The 18,142-nt window shown below is 39.2% G+C and carries 13 protein-coding genes; 3 read left to right on the top strand and 10 right to left on the bottom strand.

Annotated elements, in window-relative coordinates; all coding sequences use genetic code 11:
• Nucleotides 1–208: 208 nt before the first annotated feature.
• On the top strand, nucleotides 209–1,357 hold the full coding sequence (gene argE, locus FFU37_RS02565; RefSeq protein ID WP_138488643.1) for an acetylornithine deacetylase: 1,149 nt from the start codon (nucleotides 209–211) through the stop codon (nucleotides 1,355–1,357).
• Nucleotides 1,358–1,410: 53 nt separating this feature from the next.
• Here argE and FFU37_RS02560 read toward each other — a convergent pair whose 3' ends face one another.
• Nucleotides 1,411–2,343 carry an aq_1923 C-terminal domain gene (locus FFU37_RS02560; protein ID WP_002958768.1) on the bottom strand — a complete coding sequence of 311 codons (933 nt, stop codon included), beginning with the start codon at nucleotides 2,341–2,343 and terminating at the stop codon, nucleotides 1,411–1,413.
• A gap of 75 nt (nucleotides 2,344–2,418) precedes the next feature.
• On the bottom strand, nucleotides 2,419–3,804 hold the full coding sequence (gene radA, locus FFU37_RS02555) for a DNA repair protein RadA (protein WP_002958769.1): 1,386 nt from the start codon (nucleotides 3,802–3,804) through the stop codon (nucleotides 2,419–2,421).
• Nucleotides 3,805–4,168: 364 nt separating this feature from the next.
• Between radA and FFU37_RS02550 the strand changes: the two genes are divergently transcribed.
• Nucleotides 4,169–6,646 (top strand): PilZ domain-containing protein, encoded by a 2,478-nt coding sequence (locus tag FFU37_RS02550; protein WP_138488642.1) that lies wholly within the window; start codon nucleotides 4,169–4,171, stop codon nucleotides 6,644–6,646.
• A 20-nt stretch (nucleotides 6,647–6,666) separates the two neighbouring features.
• On the opposite strand, the gene serB is transcribed toward FFU37_RS02550, so the two are convergent.
• The gene (serB, locus tag FFU37_RS02545) at nucleotides 6,667–7,695 is read right to left on the bottom strand and encodes a phosphoserine phosphatase SerB (RefSeq protein WP_138488641.1); all 1,029 of its coding nucleotides are present in this window, start codon (nucleotides 7,693–7,695) and stop codon (nucleotides 6,667–6,669) included.
• A gap of 152 nt (nucleotides 7,696–7,847) precedes the next feature.
• Between serB and FFU37_RS02540 the strand changes: the two genes are divergently transcribed.
• A complete protein-coding gene (locus tag FFU37_RS02540) occupies nucleotides 7,848–8,468 on the top strand; it encodes an AhpA/YtjB family protein (protein ID WP_002958772.1) in 621 nt (206 codons plus the stop codon).
• Here the strand turns inward: FFU37_RS02540 and FFU37_RS02535 are convergent.
• The 7 genes from FFU37_RS02535 to FFU37_RS02505 all read right to left on the bottom strand — a co-directional run bounded on the left by FFU37_RS02535 (nucleotide 8,435) and on the right by FFU37_RS02505 (nucleotide 17,966).
• On the bottom strand, nucleotides 8,435–9,202 hold the full coding sequence (locus FFU37_RS02535; protein ID WP_138488640.1) for a TatD family hydrolase: 768 nt from the start codon (nucleotides 9,200–9,202) through the stop codon (nucleotides 8,435–8,437). The genes FFU37_RS02540 and FFU37_RS02535 overlap by 34 nt on opposite strands.
• 21 nt (nucleotides 9,203–9,223) lie before the next feature.
• Nucleotides 9,224–9,862: a pyridoxamine 5'-phosphate oxidase gene (pdxH, locus tag FFU37_RS02530; RefSeq protein WP_138488639.1), complete on the bottom strand. Its 639-nt coding sequence runs from the start codon at nucleotides 9,860–9,862 to the stop codon at nucleotides 9,224–9,226.
• Between the two features lie 299 nt (nucleotides 9,863–10,161).
• Nucleotides 10,162–11,904 carry an arginine--tRNA ligase gene (argS, locus tag FFU37_RS02525; protein WP_138488638.1) on the bottom strand — a complete coding sequence of 581 codons (1,743 nt, stop codon included), beginning with the start codon at nucleotides 11,902–11,904 and terminating at the stop codon, nucleotides 10,162–10,164.
• Between the two features lie 60 nt (nucleotides 11,905–11,964).
• The gene (gene prfC / locus FFU37_RS02520; protein ID WP_002958776.1) at nucleotides 11,965–13,554 is read right to left on the bottom strand and encodes a peptide chain release factor 3; all 1,590 of its coding nucleotides are present in this window, start codon (nucleotides 13,552–13,554) and stop codon (nucleotides 11,965–11,967) included.
• A gap of 292 nt (nucleotides 13,555–13,846) precedes the next feature.
• Nucleotides 13,847–14,881, bottom strand: a complete 1,035-nt coding sequence (locus tag FFU37_RS02515) for an HlyD family secretion protein (RefSeq protein ID WP_138488637.1) — start codon at nucleotides 14,879–14,881, stop codon at nucleotides 13,847–13,849.
• 29 nt (nucleotides 14,882–14,910) lie between these two features.
• A complete protein-coding gene (locus FFU37_RS02510) occupies nucleotides 14,911–16,455 on the bottom strand; it encodes an MFS transporter (RefSeq protein WP_138488636.1) in 1,545 nt (514 codons plus the stop codon).
• Nucleotides 16,455–17,966 carry an efflux transporter outer membrane subunit gene (locus FFU37_RS02505; protein ID WP_052201190.1) on the bottom strand — a complete coding sequence of 504 codons (1,512 nt, stop codon included), beginning with the start codon at nucleotides 17,964–17,966 and terminating at the stop codon, nucleotides 16,455–16,457. Before FFU37_RS02505 ends, FFU37_RS02510 begins: the two co-directional genes overlap by 1 nt.
• Nucleotides 17,967–18,142: the final 176 nt, after the last annotated feature.

Below are 18,142 nucleotides of genomic sequence, written 5' to 3'. Positions count from 1 at the left end.
TAAAATTAATTACTACTTATCTATAATGTTCGCTTAAACTAGCTTAGACGCTAATTAAGTCTTTTTTATTAATGAATTTTGATTATCGTCGCATTATTTTCATGGCGTTACTTTTAATATATTTATGCTTAAAAAGTGAATTGATATTCATCATAAATACTTTTATATTGTTATGCAATTAAATTGAATAATAATTTTGGATTTTTTTATGCCTTTGCCTTCGTTTATTTCCATGTACCAACAATTGATTGCAGCCCCTTCTATTAGTGCGATTGAAGACAACCTGTGTATGAGCAATAAAAACGTAATTGAACTCCTAGCCAGTTGGTGCGAAACAATCGGTTTTACGTGTGAAATTATAGAATTAGAAGGAGGTAAAGGGCGCTATAATTTATTAGCAAAACGCGGAGAAGGTGATGGCGGATTAATGCTAGCTGGTCATACCGACACAGTGCCTTTTGATGACAGTCGTTGGAATCATAATCCATTTAAACTTACCGAACTCGATAACAAATTGTATGGGCTAGGAAGTATTGATATGAAAGGCTTTTTTGCTTTTGTATTACAAGCGATTAGTGAACTTGATGAAAAGCAGCAAACTCAGCCTATTTTAATCCTTGCCACCGCCGACGAAGAAACTACGATGGCTGGTGCGCAACAAATATGTAAGCACCCTAATTTAAAACCTGCGCGTTGTATAATAGGCGAACCTACTGATATGACTCCAGTATTTATGCACAAAGGCCATATGAGTACAGCAATAAGAGTGGTTGGTCGCTCTGGGCATAGCTCCGATCCCGAACGTGGTCTTAACGCCATTGAAGTAATGCATAAAGTGATTACAAAATTGATGATCTTAAAAGAACAATTAAAGCATAAGTATTCAATAAAGCACTTCGAAATCCCTTATCCAACATTAAACTTAGGTAATATTCATGGCGGCGATAACGCGAATAGAATTTGTGGTTGCTGTGAAATGCATATAGATATGCGCCCATTACCAGGTTTAAGTGTACAAGAACTACAAGCATTAGTACTCGATGCAACGAAAGAGATAAATCAGCAATACCCAAATGCGGTGAGCGTTATTGATTTACATGAACCAATACCGGCATTTAGTGGGAGCACCGACAGTGCTTTAGTAAAAATGGCTGAAAAAATAGCGGGGCAAAAAGCGGTCGCAGTAAATTACTGCACTGAAGCGCCGTTTATCCAGCAACTCGGTTGTGAAACGATTGTAATGGGCCCAGGCTCAATTAACCAAGCACACCAGCCTGATGAATTTTTAGCGATGGAAAAAATAAAACCATCACAACAAATAATCACTGATCTTATAAAAGCAAATTGCTTTAGCTAATAAGATTACAATAAAGGCGCCAATTGGCGCCTTTATTAATACAGAACTAAGGCCTAATCACCTTTAACTTCTAAGTTAATAAACTTAACTAGTTCTTCAGGTTGCCCTACTAGCATCATAACTTGTTGGTTAATTTCCATCATAGTTTTACCTTCAGGTAGCTTTGCAGACACACTGAATGAATTTAAACCTTTCGCAAAGCTAGTTAAAGCCTCTGCAATATCTTCAGTTACAGGAGCTTGTTGTAACTGTTGCTCTAGCGTCATTTCCATTTGCTCAAGCGTCATACCTTGCTTTTCAAGCTCGCTTGATAGTAAATCTTTTAATTTACCTTGGTTATTTAAGGCAAAGCTAACATTACGCGGCTCTAATTTACTCATTGCTTGCATAACAAGTGTTTGCTGCTGTAATTCTTGCTCATACGTCAGCGGTTGATCACCCGCTTCTTGCTGCGCCTTGCTAATAGCCAATGAAGCATCCATTAACGCTTTTGAATTAGCTAAACCCATATCCATATTAAAACTAACAATGTCTTTTGCATCAAGCTTAACTACTACATCACTATTGCCAGACTCTTCATCGTAATCAAGTGATGAATGTAAGTCGTAACTTGCCGACGCTAACATTTCGTTTGTATCAGCTGGTAATTTTGATACGAAGCTTTTATCAAACTGAAAGCTTTTTACATCAAATGATGTATGTGGTGATATTTTATCCGGCTCGTAGCCAGTTATTTCAATGCTTTGAATATTAGCAACATTGTCACCTTCAGGGCTTATTACTTCCATATTTGTTATTTCTACACTCTTTGAAATAACACTTGCCGATAAACCAGCGTATTTAAATGTAGCGCCAGTTTGCTCGCTTACTAAAGCAAGTTGCTTATCTACTTCTGCACGCACTTCTTGAGTTGCTACGTAGTTTGCGTAACTAACACCACCCACGCCTGCGGCCACAAGAGCTGCAACTATAACTAATTTTTTCATGTCATTTCCTTATTTAATTCTTTCTATAAAGTGTCTCAACTTAAGAGTAACACTGAAGAACATCACCGATAAGTGTTAATTAATCAAACTAAGTAACTCATGTACGGTTTTTACAGGGGTAATTTTAGCGCCTAGCCCTTCCATCGACTTATGGTAATTGCGAAATGGAATATATATTTCTGTAAAACCATGTTGTGCAGCCTCTTTAACACGCGGTACACCACTGTCTATTGGGCGTACATCGCCGTTTAAGCTAAGTTCTCCCATAATACACGTGGTACGAGGTACAACAAATTCGTTTAAACTGCTAAGTAACGCGGTTACTAATGCTAAATCGATGCAGGTTTCTGTCTCATCAATTCTTAAACCACCCACAATATTAAAAAACGTATCGTGAAATATTTTAGTTTTAGTATGCTTACGTAATATACCGGTCAGCATTTTTATACGATTCATATTTAAACCAACACAAACACGCTGCGGAAATTCAGCTTCTGTTTCGGTAGTTAAACATTGAATCTCAAGCAATAAATTACGATTCCCTTTACGAATACAGGTAATAGTAGAGCCAGGTGAGTCAGTGGTTGAACCCGATAAAAATATTTCACTTGGATTATCAACGCTTAACATCCCACGTTCACACATTTTAAAAATGCCAACAGTATCAATATCACCAAAGCGGTTTTTATTTGCCCTAAGGGTTCGTATTTGCCCATCGTTGGTATCTATGTGTAAAAGCGCATCAACAATATGTACAAGTGTTTGAGGGCCTGCTATTTCGTTATTTTTATTTACGTGAGCAATAATGAACATGGTTACATCATTTTGCTTACAGTACTGAGTTAATGCTTGGGCGGCGCTTTTTACTTGCGAAGGCGAACCTGGGCTACCATTTGCCGTATCGGTTACAACAGCTTGAATAGAGTCAATAACAGCAAACTTAATTTTATTTTTCTCGAGTTCTTCGATGATGGTTTCAACACTCGTTTCTGAAAGTAAATAAAGCTCGTCCGGGTTATAGTTTAACTTTAAACGATTTACCCTGTTTTTAAACTGCGATAAAGATTCTTCTGCCGTACAGTAAAGTGACGGCATCCGTTGTGACATTCTCGCCACTAGGTCAGATAGCAAAGTTGTCTTACCCGCCCCCGGATCGCCCGAAATTATATTAACAGAGCCAGTAGTCACCCCGCCGCTTAGTACGCGATCAAGCTCGCCGATTTCAGTTAGCTGCTTTTCAGCCTCTGATGTAGCAATATCATTGATTTTTTTAGAGCCACCACCAACACCACCAGCATAACCACCAACGTTTGCTCGTATTGATGCTTTTTTACTGTGCCCTGCTGAAGGCTTAAATTCCGCTAATGTGTTCCACGCACCGCAGCGACATTGACCCTGCCAACGTTGATAGTTCATGCCACATTCGGTACAAACAAATTCTACTTTTGCCGCTTTAGCCATTGATAACTTTACCTACTATTCTTTAAATTAAAAAAATTCTTACTATTAAGCGCTTATTTTGCCATTTCAGGCATTTACTTAGCAACAAACTCTTGCCTGCTTAAAAATCTAGCGTCACAATCAATAAATACACATGGTGTTTCTTTTTAGCTATAATTTAGGGCATACTTTTTGCTTTGTAATAGTTTAAAGTAACTTGCCAATAAAATGGCAAATAACACATACATAACAAGAGCTAAACAGTAGTAACTCAAATAATTGTACCTATATTAATAACATAGAGCGATTTAACGTTTATTGAACTTCTAATAAATGGACTTAACAGTATACCTACTTTTTCAATTAGACGGTGATGGTTTTATAAATGGCTGATGACATAATGCTCAAACACGAAGACCTCGTGAATGAGTTAAAAACATATTTAGGCAACGCTAAATTTGATCTAATTTTCAAATCAAAAACCGCAGGGTTAACCAAACCTGAGCAATTTTTAATGAAAATGGAAATGTCGCGTTTATCTCAGCCAGTGGCACGTTTTGTTGATCTTCGTGGATTAGTGACAGGCCAAGTAAAACCATATGAGCATAACGGCAAGCAACACTTTATGGATGACACAGCCATTGAAGTGTTTGAAAAAGCGCTTAAACAACATGGTGAATACACCTTAGCTGTTTACGAAGCCGTAATGAATACAGAAAATAACCACCGCGTATTACAAAAACAAGCAGCCGAAAAATCAGAGTTACAAGAGCTAGAAAATAACTTAAACACTGAAGTAATTAAGTTTGCCTCTTACGAGAGCCGCCGTGAAGAACGGATGAATTACTCAATAAAAGTAACGATTGATTACAAAGATAAAAAGAACATTGCTGCTAGCACCTCAGATATATCTTTAAGCGGTTGTAAAGTTAAGCTTGCAACGCGCTACTCTATAAAAAAAGGCGAACTCATCGCAATGCGCTTAGTAGGCCTTGAGCAAGACTTTGAACTTGGCCTAAAAAACGGTATTCAATACGAAGTTGTTGCAGTAGAAAATATCTCTCGTGAATTTAATCACATCCGCTTAAAGCGCACTTATATAGAAAACAACGATGCCTTTAATGACTTTTTAGAAAGTTTTATTCATGGTAATAAGCGTCGTTATAAAGTAAATCTAGATAATACGCTCGATGCTGTAGTATCAAAGGGGTATGAGCAGTACTACATTCCTCGCGTAACGTCATTATATGTGTTTTTAAGTAAAAAAAAGGAGCAATATTACCCAAGCCTCAGCCTTACCACTGAAAATAATATTTTTATTCAGCGCTACTTTACCGATGAAAAAAAAGTACCGTGCTTGTACAATATTCTTAATCATCAGCGTATTACACAATTACTAACTCAAATTACCGCAGTAAAAGAAGATTACCTCTATACATTTACACATATATCATCAGGTAAAATTTATTACTACTCAGCGACGCGTACAGAGTTAAATAACAACCCTAAATTACGTGATCTATTTTTAGGTTTTGGTAGCCAAAAAGAGAGCTGGCAGTGCTTTAAAATACAAATAATGCCAAGTCATCCAGATGATTCTTTTATACCGCTTTCACTACCCAATAGTGCCGGTGAAAATATAGAAAAATTAAATAAGCCACCTTCACCTCGTGTAAAAGGCCTTATAAAAGATGTTAAGTATATTGTTGTACTTACAAATATTGGCAATAAAGCTGAGCAAGAAAATTATAAACAACTTACTTTTGATAAAGCATTAGTAAATCAGCTTAAGCACTTTGGCCACGCAAAACACAAAACACCACCCTACTTAGATATTGTGCCACTTGAATACGTAAATTTACGCTCGCATAAGCGCTATCTTTATAAAACACCAGTTAGTGTTACTATTAATGATGAGGTATTTAATGGCTATACACGTGACTTTTCGGTAATGGGTTTGCAGTTAGAGTGCGAACAACCTGCCACATTTAAAAAAGGCGATATAGTACTTTTAGCATTCCCTGAACTTCAAAAAATAACTAAAAAGCATAAGCTTAGTGAACTAAAGTACGAAGTAATGGCCATCAGTAAGTCATTTACTACTATTAACCTAAAAGCAAATCGTATTGCTGATTTACCCCATGCTGGCGTGACCTTTTTCACTCAGCTAATAGAAGGTAATAAAGACAAACTTAAAGTATCTGAAGAAGCACCTAAAGTAGAAGGCTTATCTACCGCACTTAGAAATATGGTTACAAAAAGCGTTTGCCAATTTCCGCTATATTTACACAAAGAAGCTGCACACTTTAAAACCGGCGCAATTGGATATGGGTTATACGCCAGCCCTATTCACGTAATTTTGCAAAACTTTGGTTTATTAAGTAACAAAACTGACTTTTCAAGCATTCTGACTGAAGAGCAAATTATTAATGTAATAACACCAAATATCAAAGATCGCAGCCGCCAAGATGCACCACTTGCTTTTACACTTGCTATTAACTTCGACCCTCGAAAAGGCAGTATTGAAGAGGCTATTGTTAGCCAATGCGCTTTAGGTGAAGACTACTCAAGCTTTTATAAACAAATTAGTAAAGGCATTACATCGCAACTTATATTCGTAATGCGTTTGTATATATCGCGCACAGGTCGCCCCGATACTGATTATCTTTCTAATGAGCTAAAATACGTAAGTCAGTACGCAATGCACAAAGCTAAAGATTTAGAAGAAGCCTTATGGGCCGTAGCTGGTGTGGGTGATGTAGTAGATATAACTGAAGAAGCGCTAAGCCATTTAGAACTTAAAAAAGAGCAAGTTGCACAAATGAGCCGCCGTAAGCTAATTTGGTTAAACCGCTTACGTTAAGCGGTTTAACTTAATTTATTTTAAAGTGTTGGTTGTTTTTCTAACGGAATAGCCAACATATACAACAATTGCAATAATGACCCTTCACAAATAGCCGCTTGTGCTTGCTCAACCACTTTAGGCTTACCATGCACGGCCACACCTAGGCCTGCTTTTGCCATCATCACTAAATCATTTGCGCCATCTCCAATAGCTACAGTTTGTGCTTTTTTAAGCCCTAGCTTTTGCTGAAGCACCTCTAAAACGACCGCTTTTTGCTGCGCATCGACAATCGTACCCAGTACTTTACCTGTTAGCTTGTCGTCTTTAAATTCGAGCACATTAGCGTGCACTTCATCTAAATTAATCAGCTCTTGTACACGCTCTGCAAAAGGCACAAAACCACCTGAGGCAATCGCCAAATACCAGTTATATTGCTTTAAAATTTGGCACAGTATTTTAATACCAGGCATTAATGGTAATGTACTTTTCAGTTCTTCAATTAAGCTTTTTTCAATACCTTCAAGCTTAGCTACACGCTGATATAAACTCTCACTAAAATCAAGTTTACCCGCCATTGCAAGTGCAGTTACAGAGGCAACTTCATCGTATACGTTCGCAAGGCGTGCTATTTCGTCTATGCACTCAATAGTTATTGCAGTTGAATCCATATCCATAACCAATAAACCTGGCTCATATAAATTAGGCGGCGTAGTAACTTGCACTAATTGACAATCAAGTGTGTTTGAAAATTCTTGTAGTACTAACGGGTTTATAGTTTTATCTGCATTTTGCACGTAAAAACACAGTGCTGGTGCAAGCCCTAAATCAGGTTGGTATTTGCATATAGCGGTGACGTTTTGGTTATGTGTCGCTAAAAAGTTAACAATATTGGCAATGTGTTTTTCTGCAAAATCACCTGCAAATGCGATGCTAAATAACCCTAATGCTTTGTTTGGAATATAATCGAGAGGTGTAGATACACCACCACTATAGCTAAACCATTTATTTAGAGTTAAGTGTTGTAATGGTTGCTCAGCAGCTTGCTGTGCCATGTTGATTTGCGACATGGGATCTCCGTGTTTATTTTTATTTTCCTGATAGTTGGCATCTCAAAACTGCTATTCTCAACACTAAATTCGCCATCAGGTGGGGTTTAAGGTTATAGTTAGTGTAGTTGTAACATCAAATCAAAATGCTGTCAGTAGCATAAACGGTGACTATGAAAAATAACCATATTAAAAACCCTATAAGCGCATCCCAAAGAAAGCGACTCGTTCGCTTAATTCTTGCGGCTGGCTGTTTTGTATTACTAAGCTGGGTGGGTGTTAATAGTAGTTTTCAGAGTCACCAGTTACTTTACGATAGCGCCGACAGCACCGCCAAAAGCCTCACTCAGTTTATGGCTTTAAATGTTAAAACACCTTTAATCGAAAAAAACAAACCCCAGCTCAATGCAATTTGTAACGATATAAGTAAAGATGAGTTTGTACTTTCTGCGACTATTTACGATCAACAGGGTATTTTATTAGCCAGTAGCGACAATTGGCAGTCGCACCATGTTTATGGTCAACTTTCTGATTCTACCCCCGGAATAAGTAAGTTAAAAACACCTTTTATGGAACCTGTTATAAGCGATGATGACCGCCCTATAGGTTTTGTATCTATTACTTATTTAACTCGCGCTGCAATATCCGACAGCCATAATCATTTTCATGACTTAGGCAGGCAGGTTTTACTAATGCTAGTGATTGCTTGTATTTTTACGTGGCAGTTAGGCCGTGGATTAAAGCGCTGGCAGGTAAATCGTTATATGCAAAAAACATCTGAACAAGAATCATAAAGTTGCTTTGCAAGCGTCTCTTTTTCGCTGTTTGGCTTTAAATCACATAGTGCGTCAAACACATCAGGTATATGCAATGGCGTGTTAACCTCCCCTTGGTAGCCACTTAAAGGCATTGAAGGTGAATCTGTTTCAAGCACTAAGTGCTCGGGCTCAATAGCGGCAATAACAGCACGGGTTTTAGCTGCACGTTTATAGGTAATAACACCGCCTACGCCAAGCTTAAAGCCCTGTTTGATATAGTACTTCGCTTGTTGGATTGAACCTGAAAATGCATGAATCACTCCCCCATTTTTTGGCTTACAACGTTTAAACGATTGCGCAATTAAATCATGGCTTTGCCTATGATGCACAATGAGCGGTAAGCTTAGCTCATTAGAAAGCTTTATTTGCTGTTCAAATAAATAAGTTTGTTTAGAGAGGTTTTCAATGCTTCTATCAAGCCCACACTCACCAATAGCCACCAGCTGATGCTTATTTGTAGTTGCAAACTCGAATAATGCTTCTATGTGCGATTCTTTATGTTGATCTAAGAAGTAAGGATGTAGCCCTGCCGCTATTTTTATACTTGGATAGGTTGCTTTGAGCTCTATAAGAGTATGCGATTGAGCAAGCGTAATACCCGGTACAACAAACTGATTAACTCCCTTTGCTACACACTCGGTTATGAGCGATTCACGACTTGAATCAAACTCACTAAAATCGAGGTGGCAATGAGAGTCAATAAATTGCACGGTTACTTACTCATCTATTTATTAAGGATTTAAGCGTGTAATTTGCCAGCTATTATCTGCTTGGCGCTGATACATAAAACGATCATGTAAACGATGCGCCCCACCTTGCCAAAACTCAATTTTAGTGGGCACTACACAATAACCGCCCCAAGAATCAGGTAATGGAATTTCACCTTTAGCAAACTTATTTTTCATATTAGCAAAGGTTTCCATTAGTACTTTACGTGATGACACCGGACGGCTTTGCGCTGATGCCCAGGCGGCTAATTGGCTTTCTTTAGGACGAGATAAAAAGTACTTTGCCACAGCAGAAGTTGGTAATGGTTTAGCCTCGCCATAAACAATAACTTGGCGTTCCATGTGATGCCACGGAAAGTGCAAGGAAATTTTGTTATTGCCTTTAAGCTCCTGCGCTTTACGCGAACCTGTATTGGTAAAAAATACAAAGCCGTTATCATCCAGATGCTTTAAAAGCACTATGCGCTGTGAAGGTTGACCGGTTTCATCAACAGTTGCTACAACCATCGCTGTTGGATCGGGTAATTGGCTTGCTACAGCATGCTCAAGCCATGTTTCAAACTGCTTAAACGGATCATCTTGCAAGTTATCTTCGCTTAACGCGTCTTGCAGGTATTCACGGCGGATATCTTCGAGTTTCATAACAAATCCTTTAAATAAAGACTTAGAAAAGAGCTTAGAGTAGCGAGCTTAAAACAATAGATATTGAGTAATAACAAGTATCGAGTCTCAGGTATATACGATAGAAATAGCACCGAGTCTCGGGTGTATCGTTGGGTTTCGTTTCACTCAACCCAACCTACAATGTAAAACATTTCATCTGCAAGTGTAGGAGTGCTGACAAGACGGAGTGCTTTTTTATGCCAAGGAGCATACATTTAGTATGTGACTTAGGCTAAAAAAGCACGACAACGCAGTCAAAGCGAACTACACGCAGCAGATTACATTTGCTCCATGACTTCAATGCCTAACAGATCTAATCCCGTTTCTAATGTTCTTGAAACCAAATTACACAACACTAAACGGCTATCGCGCACGCTTGGCTCTACGCCTTCTTTAAGTACTGGGCAAGCTTCGTAAAATGTCATGTATAAGCTTGCAAGCTCATATAAGTAACCACATAGTACGTGCGGTGTTGCTTCGCTGATCATTAAATCAAGTACTTCTTCGAGCTGTAGTAGCTTAAGTGCAAGTGCTTTTTCTTGAGGCTCAACAATTGCAACGTCTGAATTTAATGTAGCAGCATCAACGCCTGATTTGCGGAAAATACTGCGTACGCGTGTATAAGCATATTGTAAGTAAGGAGCGGTTGCGCCTTCAAAACTTAGCATGCTGTCCCAGTTAAAAATGTAATCACTGGTACGGTGCTTAGAAAGGTCGGCATATTTAACTGCGCCAATACCTACTTTACGGGCAATTTCGCTGCGATCGCTATCACTTAAATCAGACTCACGTTCAGCTAATTTTGCGGCTGCGCGGTTAATTGACTCTTCTAATAAATCAGCAAGTTTTACTGTGCCGCCAGTACGTGTTTTAAATGGTTTATTATCGGCGCCCATCATGGTGCCAAACGGGCAAAACTCGTAACTTGTTTCGTCTCTTAATAAACCAGCTTTACGCGCTGTTAGCTCTACTTGGTTAAAGTGTAGATTTTGACGTGCATCTACAAAAATTAAGATGCGATCAGCACCTAATTTGTTTGAACGATAGTCACATGCTGCTAAATCTGTTGTTGCATATAAAAAACCACCGCCAGATTTTTGTACGATAAACGCTGATGGCTCGCCATCTTTATTTGCAAGCTCATCTAAAAACACCACTTGCGCGCCTTGCGACTCTACAGCAATGTTTTTATCCTTTAATAGGCTAATAATATCGTTAAGCTCTGCGTTGTAAGCACTTTCAGCCATAATATCGGCTTGAGTAAGCGTTACATTTAAACGCTTGTATACTTCTTCAGAGTGCTTAACTGAGGTCGCTATAAATAGCTTCCATAGTTTTTCACAGTGCGCATCGCCGCCTTGTAGTTTAACAACATAGTCACGTGCTTTATCTGCAAAGCCTTCTTCGTCGTCAAAGCGTTTTTTAGCATCGCGGTAAAAAGTTTCTAAATCAGCAAGCGCAACAGTATCTAAGTCAACGCCTTGACTAATTTGATCTTCTAAATGCGCGATTAACATACCAAATTGCGTACCCCAATCACCCATGTGATTTTGGCGCACAACCGTATCGCCTCTAAATTCAAGCGCACGTACAATTGAGTCACCAATAATGGTTGAACGTAAATGACCTACGTGCATTTCTTTAGCTAGGTTTGGTGATGAATAATCAACAACCACTTTTTGTGGCTTAGCATGCTCATTTACAGCAAGCTTTGCATCACTGTTAGCGGCTTGTACGCTTTGCGCTAAAAACTCAGGCTTTAAATGAATATTAATAAAACCTGGGCCTGCAATTTCAGTCTTTTGAGCAATATCGCTTACATCAAGGTTATCAATAATTTTTTGTGCAAGCTCACGTGGGTTGCTTTTCATTTTTTTAGCCGCGCCCATGGCTGCATTAATTTGGTAATCTCCAAATTGTGGACGCGTGCTTTGCGTTACTGCCGGGTTTGTGTCTTCAGGTAAGCCTGCACCGACCATAGCTGCAATGGCTTTTTCAATTAAAATAGTACGAATATTCATATTTTTTTACCTTTATAAACCCGCCAAAGCAGGTTTTCTTTTAATTCTTGTAAATGAGCTCTAATTTTCGCGTGTATGGCTAAACGTTACTTCTGGGTAACGCTCTACCGATAAGTTAAGGTTTACACGGCTCGGCGCAATGTAAGTTAAGTTATCACCGCCATCGAGAGCTAAATTGCTTTCGCATTTACGTTTAAATTCTTCAAACTTTTTAACGTCATCACTGCTTACCCAGCGTGCCGTATTCACGTTTACGCCTTCATAAATAGCATCAACGTTATATTCTGCTTTTAAACGCGCTACAACCACATCAAACTGAAGTACACCTACCGCGCCTACTATTAAGTCATTATTAATAAGTGGTCTAAATACTTGTACAGCACCTTCTTCAGAGAGTTGCACTAAACCTTTTAATAATTGCTTTTGCTTAAGCGGATCGCGAAGGCGAATACGACGAAATAGTTCAGGGGCGAAGTTAGGAATACCACTAAATTTAAGTTTTTCGCCTTGCGTGAACGTATCACCAATTTGAATTGTACCGTGGTTATGCAAGCCAATAATGTCGCCAGCGAAAGCATCTGCGGCACGTTCACGATCGCCCGCCATAAAGGTTACCGCATCAGAAATGCTCACTTGCTTGCCAATTCGCACGTGATTCATTTTCATGCCTTGGCTGTACTTACCCGATACAATACGCATAAATGCAATACGGTCACGGTGTTTAGGGTCCATGTTGGCCTGAATTTTAAATACAAACCCGGTAAAGTTTTCTTCAGTTGCAACAATTAGTCTGTCTTCGGTTTCACGTGGTAATGGCGTTGGCGCCCACTTAGTTAAACCATCTAACACGTGATCAACACCAAAGTTACCAAGTGCGGTACCGTAATAAACTGGCGAAAGCTCACCGGCTAAAAACAGATCTAAATCAAATTCGTTTGATGCACCAATAACAAGCTCAAGCTCATCGCGTAACTGCGCAGCTAAGTCTTCACCAATGGCAATATCTAACTCTGGATTATCAAGGCCTTTAATTGTGCGAACATCTTGAATTTTATGACCTTGGCCCGTTTTATATAAAACAGCTTCATCATTATGAATGTGATAAACACCTTTGAACTCTTTACCACAACCAATTGGCCAAGTAATGGGTGCACAGGCAATATTTAGCTCTGTTTCAACTTCGTCCAGCACTTCCATTGGGTCGCGAATATCACGGTCACATTTGTTCATAAATGTAACAATAGGTGTGGTACGCAGGCGTGTAACTTCCATTAGCTTACGGGTACGGTCTTCTACACCTTTAGCAGCATCAATAACCATTAAGCACGAATCTACTGCTGTTAATGTACGGTACGTATCTTCAGAGAAATCTTCGTGTCCTGGCGTATCAAGTAAATTAACAAGTGCGTCGTTATATGGAAATTGCATTACAGAAGTAGTAACTGATATACCACGCTCTTTTTCCATTTCCATCCAGTCAGATTTAGCATGCTGGTTAGAGCCGCGACCTTTTACAGTACCAGCTCTTTGAATAGCTTGTCCGAATAACAATACTTTTTCGGTAATCGTTGTTTTACCAGCATCCGGGTGAGAGATGATAGCAAAGGTCCTTCGCTTGCTGATTTCATTGATAATAGTCTGGTCTGCCATTGATAAATTCTTTTAGTTTATATGCGGGGTTGAATGCATTTTTATAAGCGTCTGCGAGTAAACCCGTTATGTTGATCGTAATTAACTACTATTCTCGCTGATTTTCACGTTGCAAACAGCTGATAATAAAGCGTCAATAGTTGATTTTTTAATAATGGCAATTGTAACAGGAGTCGGTATAAAAGTGTGCTATCTACTTAAAAATATCTTAGCTTTAAAATAAATGTGTACAGCAAGCGATATTTAAACGACCTACAATTTACTCGTAGATCGTTTAAATAAAAATGAGTAGTTACTTAACAACATCAATTGTAGGTACAACCGACATTCCAACACGTAGTTGACTAAGTAAAGGCTGCTTAGCATCTAAACTAATCTTCACCGGTAGGCGCTGCGCTATTTTAGTAAAGTTGCCTGTTGCATTATGCGCACCAATAGTGGAGTAACTTACACCACTTGCTGGACTTAGACTGTCAACGTGTCCTTTTAATGTCACGCCTGGCAATGCATCAACTTTAATTTCAACCTGTTGACCAACTTTTACATTAGCTAGTTGTGTTTCTCTATAATTTGCACTTATAAACACTTTATCCAATGGCACAATAACGAGAAGTGGCTTACCTGGGCTTACAAAGCCACCTACACGCACAGCCTTTTGACCAACAATACCGCTAACAGGTGCTTTAATTTTTGTGTAAGAGAGCTTTAATAATGCTTCTTCTAATGAGGCATTTGACTGAGCTAATAATGCTTTTGCTTTATCTTGATCAGCATTTAAAATAGCTGTTTGCTGCTTTGCTGCAACTAGTGCTGCTTCTTTTTTATGTAAGTTAGCTTTTTGAATTGCTAGCTTTGCTTGTGCTTCTTGAAGCGCTTGAACAGTGCCCGAGCCATCAGACGCTAAATTACTGTATCGAGTTAGATTTACATTTGCTAATTCAAGCCCTGCTTTTTCAGCTTCAATACCGGCCTCTGCTTGTAATATTACAGACTCCTGATAAATAATTTTTGCTTTTAGGCTTTTAATATTTGCCTGTGCACTATTAACCCGTGCTTTAGCTACGTCAATAGCAACTACATAATCGCGGTCATCAATCGTTGCTAACACATCGCCTTTTTCTACACGCTGATTATCTTTAATTAATACCTCATTTATGACACCTGATATTTTAGGCGATACAAATGTAAAGTCGGCTTGTATATATGCGTCATCTGTTGTTTGCTTTGAAGCCGATGACTCTGGTGTATTTAAATAAACAATACTACCTGCAACAACAGCAAATAAGGTTGCTACCACGGTAAATTTAACTGCTTTTGATAATGCCATAATTTATTACTCAATTTTAAAAATAAGGTTTAAGATTTATTTAGATTCGGTGCAGGTACAAAGTCCATGCACAGTGCCAACGGAATTAAGACAAGGGCTATAATTCCCAACACTAAATACGCATCAGCAATAGATAAAACTAAAGACTGCTGAGCAATAACACTACCAAGCTCCGCAGGTGTTGCGCTTTGTGGTAGAGAGTTACCAACTAGTGAAGCATGATCTAATAACATTTCGTTATGAAAACGACTTCGAACAACGATCAACTGTCCAACAACTGCACCACCAATTAGCGACCCAAAAACACGCAAGGTATTTATAGTTCCCGAAAAGTAAGGGCCCTCACTTGGGTCTAACACGCTAGTCATTAAGAATAATATAGGGACAACGGCCATTGGCTGGCCAAATGCCTGCAATAACTGGGCTGTTAAAAATTGATCGCCATGCCATTGCGGCGTTATTTGAGTACCACTAAAACAAGCAAGAGAAATTAAGAACAGGCCTATTGCCATAACAAATCGTGCATCAACCCATTTTTTATATAAAAAAAGTGCAACAACAGATCCCAGCACTAACTGCGGTAAAGCAATAAGCAACCCAATAGGCGCTAACTGTAATGCTCGATAGTTATGTAAATTTGTTAAATGAACTGAAGGAAGCATTGAACCCGACATAAAAACCACCAACAATAACGTTAGTATCACCGCGCCAATACCTAAATTACGTTTACCGATTAGCTGAGGCTTCATAAATGGGGTTTTATGATGCCACTCCGTAAACAAATAACATCCAAACAAAACAATTCCAGCACTAAAGCATACGGTAATAAGTGATGAATTAAACCAGTCAAGCCGAACTCCTTGATCGAGAGCTGTAGCAATTAACGCAAGTGATGAAACCCCGCATATTAGACCTAACCAGTTACCTTCTTTAAAGCGAGCATACTTAACACCTTCTTTTGGTAAGCCCCATGCTGTTAGAGAGCCGGCTACAAGACACAATGGAATAACTTGCCAGTAAATTAAGCGCCAATCAGATAACCCATCAACCCATTGGCCACTTAACCAAATAGCTAAATTAGGTGCAAATGTAGCAGTCATTGCATATAAAGCTAAACCATGTAAACGAATATGAGGAGGTAGAAACTTAAGTGCGGCCATCATTAAAATAGGGATTAACGCGCCACTGCTTACACCTTGGATAAAGCGTAAAGCGATCAGTAAATCTAAGTTGTGAATAAACGGCAATATTGCGGCTATAAAACCACATACTGTCACCATACTAATATGAAAACGCCTAACCGATAACGTAATAGCAAACCATGAAGCAAACGGCATTGCTATTAATTCTCCTACGGTGTAAGCGCTCGATAGCCACGATGCATCATCAAGGCTTGCGCCCAACACGCCACGAATATCAACAAGACCTAAAGAACCGACACGATTATTTAAACCGGCCATCATTGCCGCAATAAAAATACCTAAGAGCCCGGCAATTGCTTGTTTAGAAGGTCCTGCGGGTCTTACAATGGGATCCGCGTTTTGTATGGGCACATTAATTGTGGCTGCATTCATTACTCCCCCTCCGCAACTATTTCATTTCTCGCTGATGTTTTTTTAGGCAAAATATCAGGATTCCAGCCTCCACCTAATGATTTATATAAGCTAACCACCGCAAGTGATGCATTAGTGGCGCTATTGTTTAAATTAGTTTGGCTTGCCAGTAAGTGGCGCTGTGCAGTGAGTACACTAAGATAATCTGCAGCACCTTGCTGGTAAGCTCGCTCAACACTATGTAGTGCTTGTTTATTAAAGTTATATGCTATTTCTACTTTATCGTGGTGATTTTGCTGTGCCGCCCAGCCATCTACTGCGTTATCTACTTCATGCCATGCTTTGAGTACTGTTTGGCGATAATTTAATGCCGCATTTTTCTCGCGTTCTTTTGTTAATTTAAGTTGTGACTTTAAGCGTCCACCTTGAAAAATAGGCAAATATACATTGGGCCCAACAGAAAATACGCGTGAGTCCCACGTTGATAAATCGTGCTGCGCATAACCTTCAACACCTAATGTACCCGTTAACGTAATACGCGGGTAAAAATCTGCTTGTGCTGCACCAATAGCGGCTACGGCACTGTGTAAATTTGCCTGAGCTTGTAAAATATCTGGGCGACGTTTTACAAATTCAGATGGGATCACCTTAGGTATGCCAGTAGGAATATGTGGCTGTGGTATACGTGCTGCTAATAAAGCATTTAATGCACGCGGTTGCTCTCCAATTAATAATGCAAGTGCATTCATTAAAGTATTACGACGCTGTGTTACCTCTGGTAATCCCGCATTAATTGTTGCTAGTTCTGCCTGGGCACTAATAGTTTCAAACCGCGTGCTTACGCCATTTTTTTCACGACTTTGCACAAGGGTTAATATACGCTCTGCAATGCTTTTATTTTCATGTGTGATTTCTAATTGTGTTTGCGCACTTCGCAGCAACAAGTAGGCTTTAGCAACTTCGCCCGCGAGGCTGACCCGCACAGCTTCACGTTCAAATAATGACGCTTGCAACATAGCGATTGCGCCCTCTTCTATTCGTTTATTACGACCCCATAAATCCAGCTCCCAACTGGCATCAAACCCTAGTTGCCAAAAGTTATCAGCATCTGGTGGCGCACCAAGTGCGACAAATTTACCGTTTTCGCTAAGACCTTCACGTTTGTAATCAAATCCAGCAGATACGTTTGGCAAACGCTCTGATGATGCTATACCCAACGCAGCTCGACTTTGTGCAATTCGACTTGAAGCCATTTGTAAGTCAAGATTACCCAGCTGCGCTTTTTGCTCTAATTCAGTTAAAATAGGGTCGTTTAATATAGTCCACCAGTTCCATACTAATTCAGCTTTGTTGCTTTGCTCGCCTTGGCCAAAGTCGGCTGTAGGCGTTACAACCGTGTTATTTATGTTTGCATTAGGCTCTTCAAATGTAGGACCTACAACACACCCCGATAAAATAGCAATTGACGTAAGTGCTATGGCTGTGTGCCGTGAATAGTTAAAAAGCCTTTTATTAAAACGCAGAATTGCCATTTCGATATCCCAAATTTAACAATGCAACAAACATGTACTGTACCGCTCGGTTTGACTTGTTAACAGAAAAATTCAACAAATCAATATTAGCAAGCTCACAATCATGAATGTATTTTAGAAACAATTAGCTAAGTTATATTAGCGTTACTGAAGTGGACTAGTTACAGAAAACTCAA

Source organism: Pseudoalteromonas distincta (assembly GCF_005877035.1).
Classification (GTDB): Bacteria; Pseudomonadota; Gammaproteobacteria; order Enterobacterales; family Alteromonadaceae; genus Pseudoalteromonas; species Pseudoalteromonas distincta.
The sequence above is the reverse complement of the archived record's forward strand: the minus strand, read 5'-3'. Positions and strand labels throughout refer to the sequence as shown.

Coding starts and splice junctions, on each gene's coding strand:
- argE (WP_138488643.1), top strand. CDS start 209: ATGCCTTTGCCTTCGTTTATTTCCATGTACCAACAATTGATTGCAGCC.
- FFU37_RS02560 (WP_002958768.1), bottom strand. CDS start 2,343: ATGAAAAAATTAGTTATAGTTGCAGCTCTTGTGGCCGCAGGCGTGGGT.
- radA (WP_002958769.1), bottom strand. CDS start 3,804: ATGGCTAAAGCGGCAAAAGTAGAATTTGTTTGTACCGAATGTGGCATG.
- FFU37_RS02550 (WP_138488642.1), top strand. CDS start 4,169: ATGGCTGATGACATAATGCTCAAACACGAAGACCTCGTGAATGAGTTA.
- serB (WP_138488641.1), bottom strand. CDS start 7,695: ATGTCGCAAATCAACATGGCACAGCAAGCTGCTGAGCAACCATTACAA.
- FFU37_RS02540 (WP_002958772.1), top strand. CDS start 7,848: ATGAAAAATAACCATATTAAAAACCCTATAAGCGCATCCCAAAGAAAG.
- pdxH (WP_138488639.1), bottom strand. CDS start 9,862: ATGAAACTCGAAGATATCCGCCGTGAATACCTGCAAGACGCGTTAAGC.
- argS (WP_138488638.1), bottom strand. CDS start 11,904: ATGAATATTCGTACTATTTTAATTGAAAAAGCCATTGCAGCTATGGTC.
- prfC (WP_002958776.1), bottom strand. CDS start 13,554: ATGGCAGACCAGACTATTATCAATGAAATCAGCAAGCGAAGGACCTTT.
- FFU37_RS02515 (WP_138488637.1), bottom strand. CDS start 14,881: ATGGCATTATCAAAAGCAGTTAAATTTACCGTGGTAGCAACCTTATTT.
- FFU37_RS02510 (WP_138488636.1), bottom strand. CDS start 16,455: ATGAATGCAGCCACAATTAATGTGCCCATACAAAACGCGGATCCCATT.
- FFU37_RS02505 (WP_052201190.1), bottom strand. CDS start 17,966: ATGGCAATTCTGCGTTTTAATAAAAGGCTTTTTAACTATTCACGGCAC.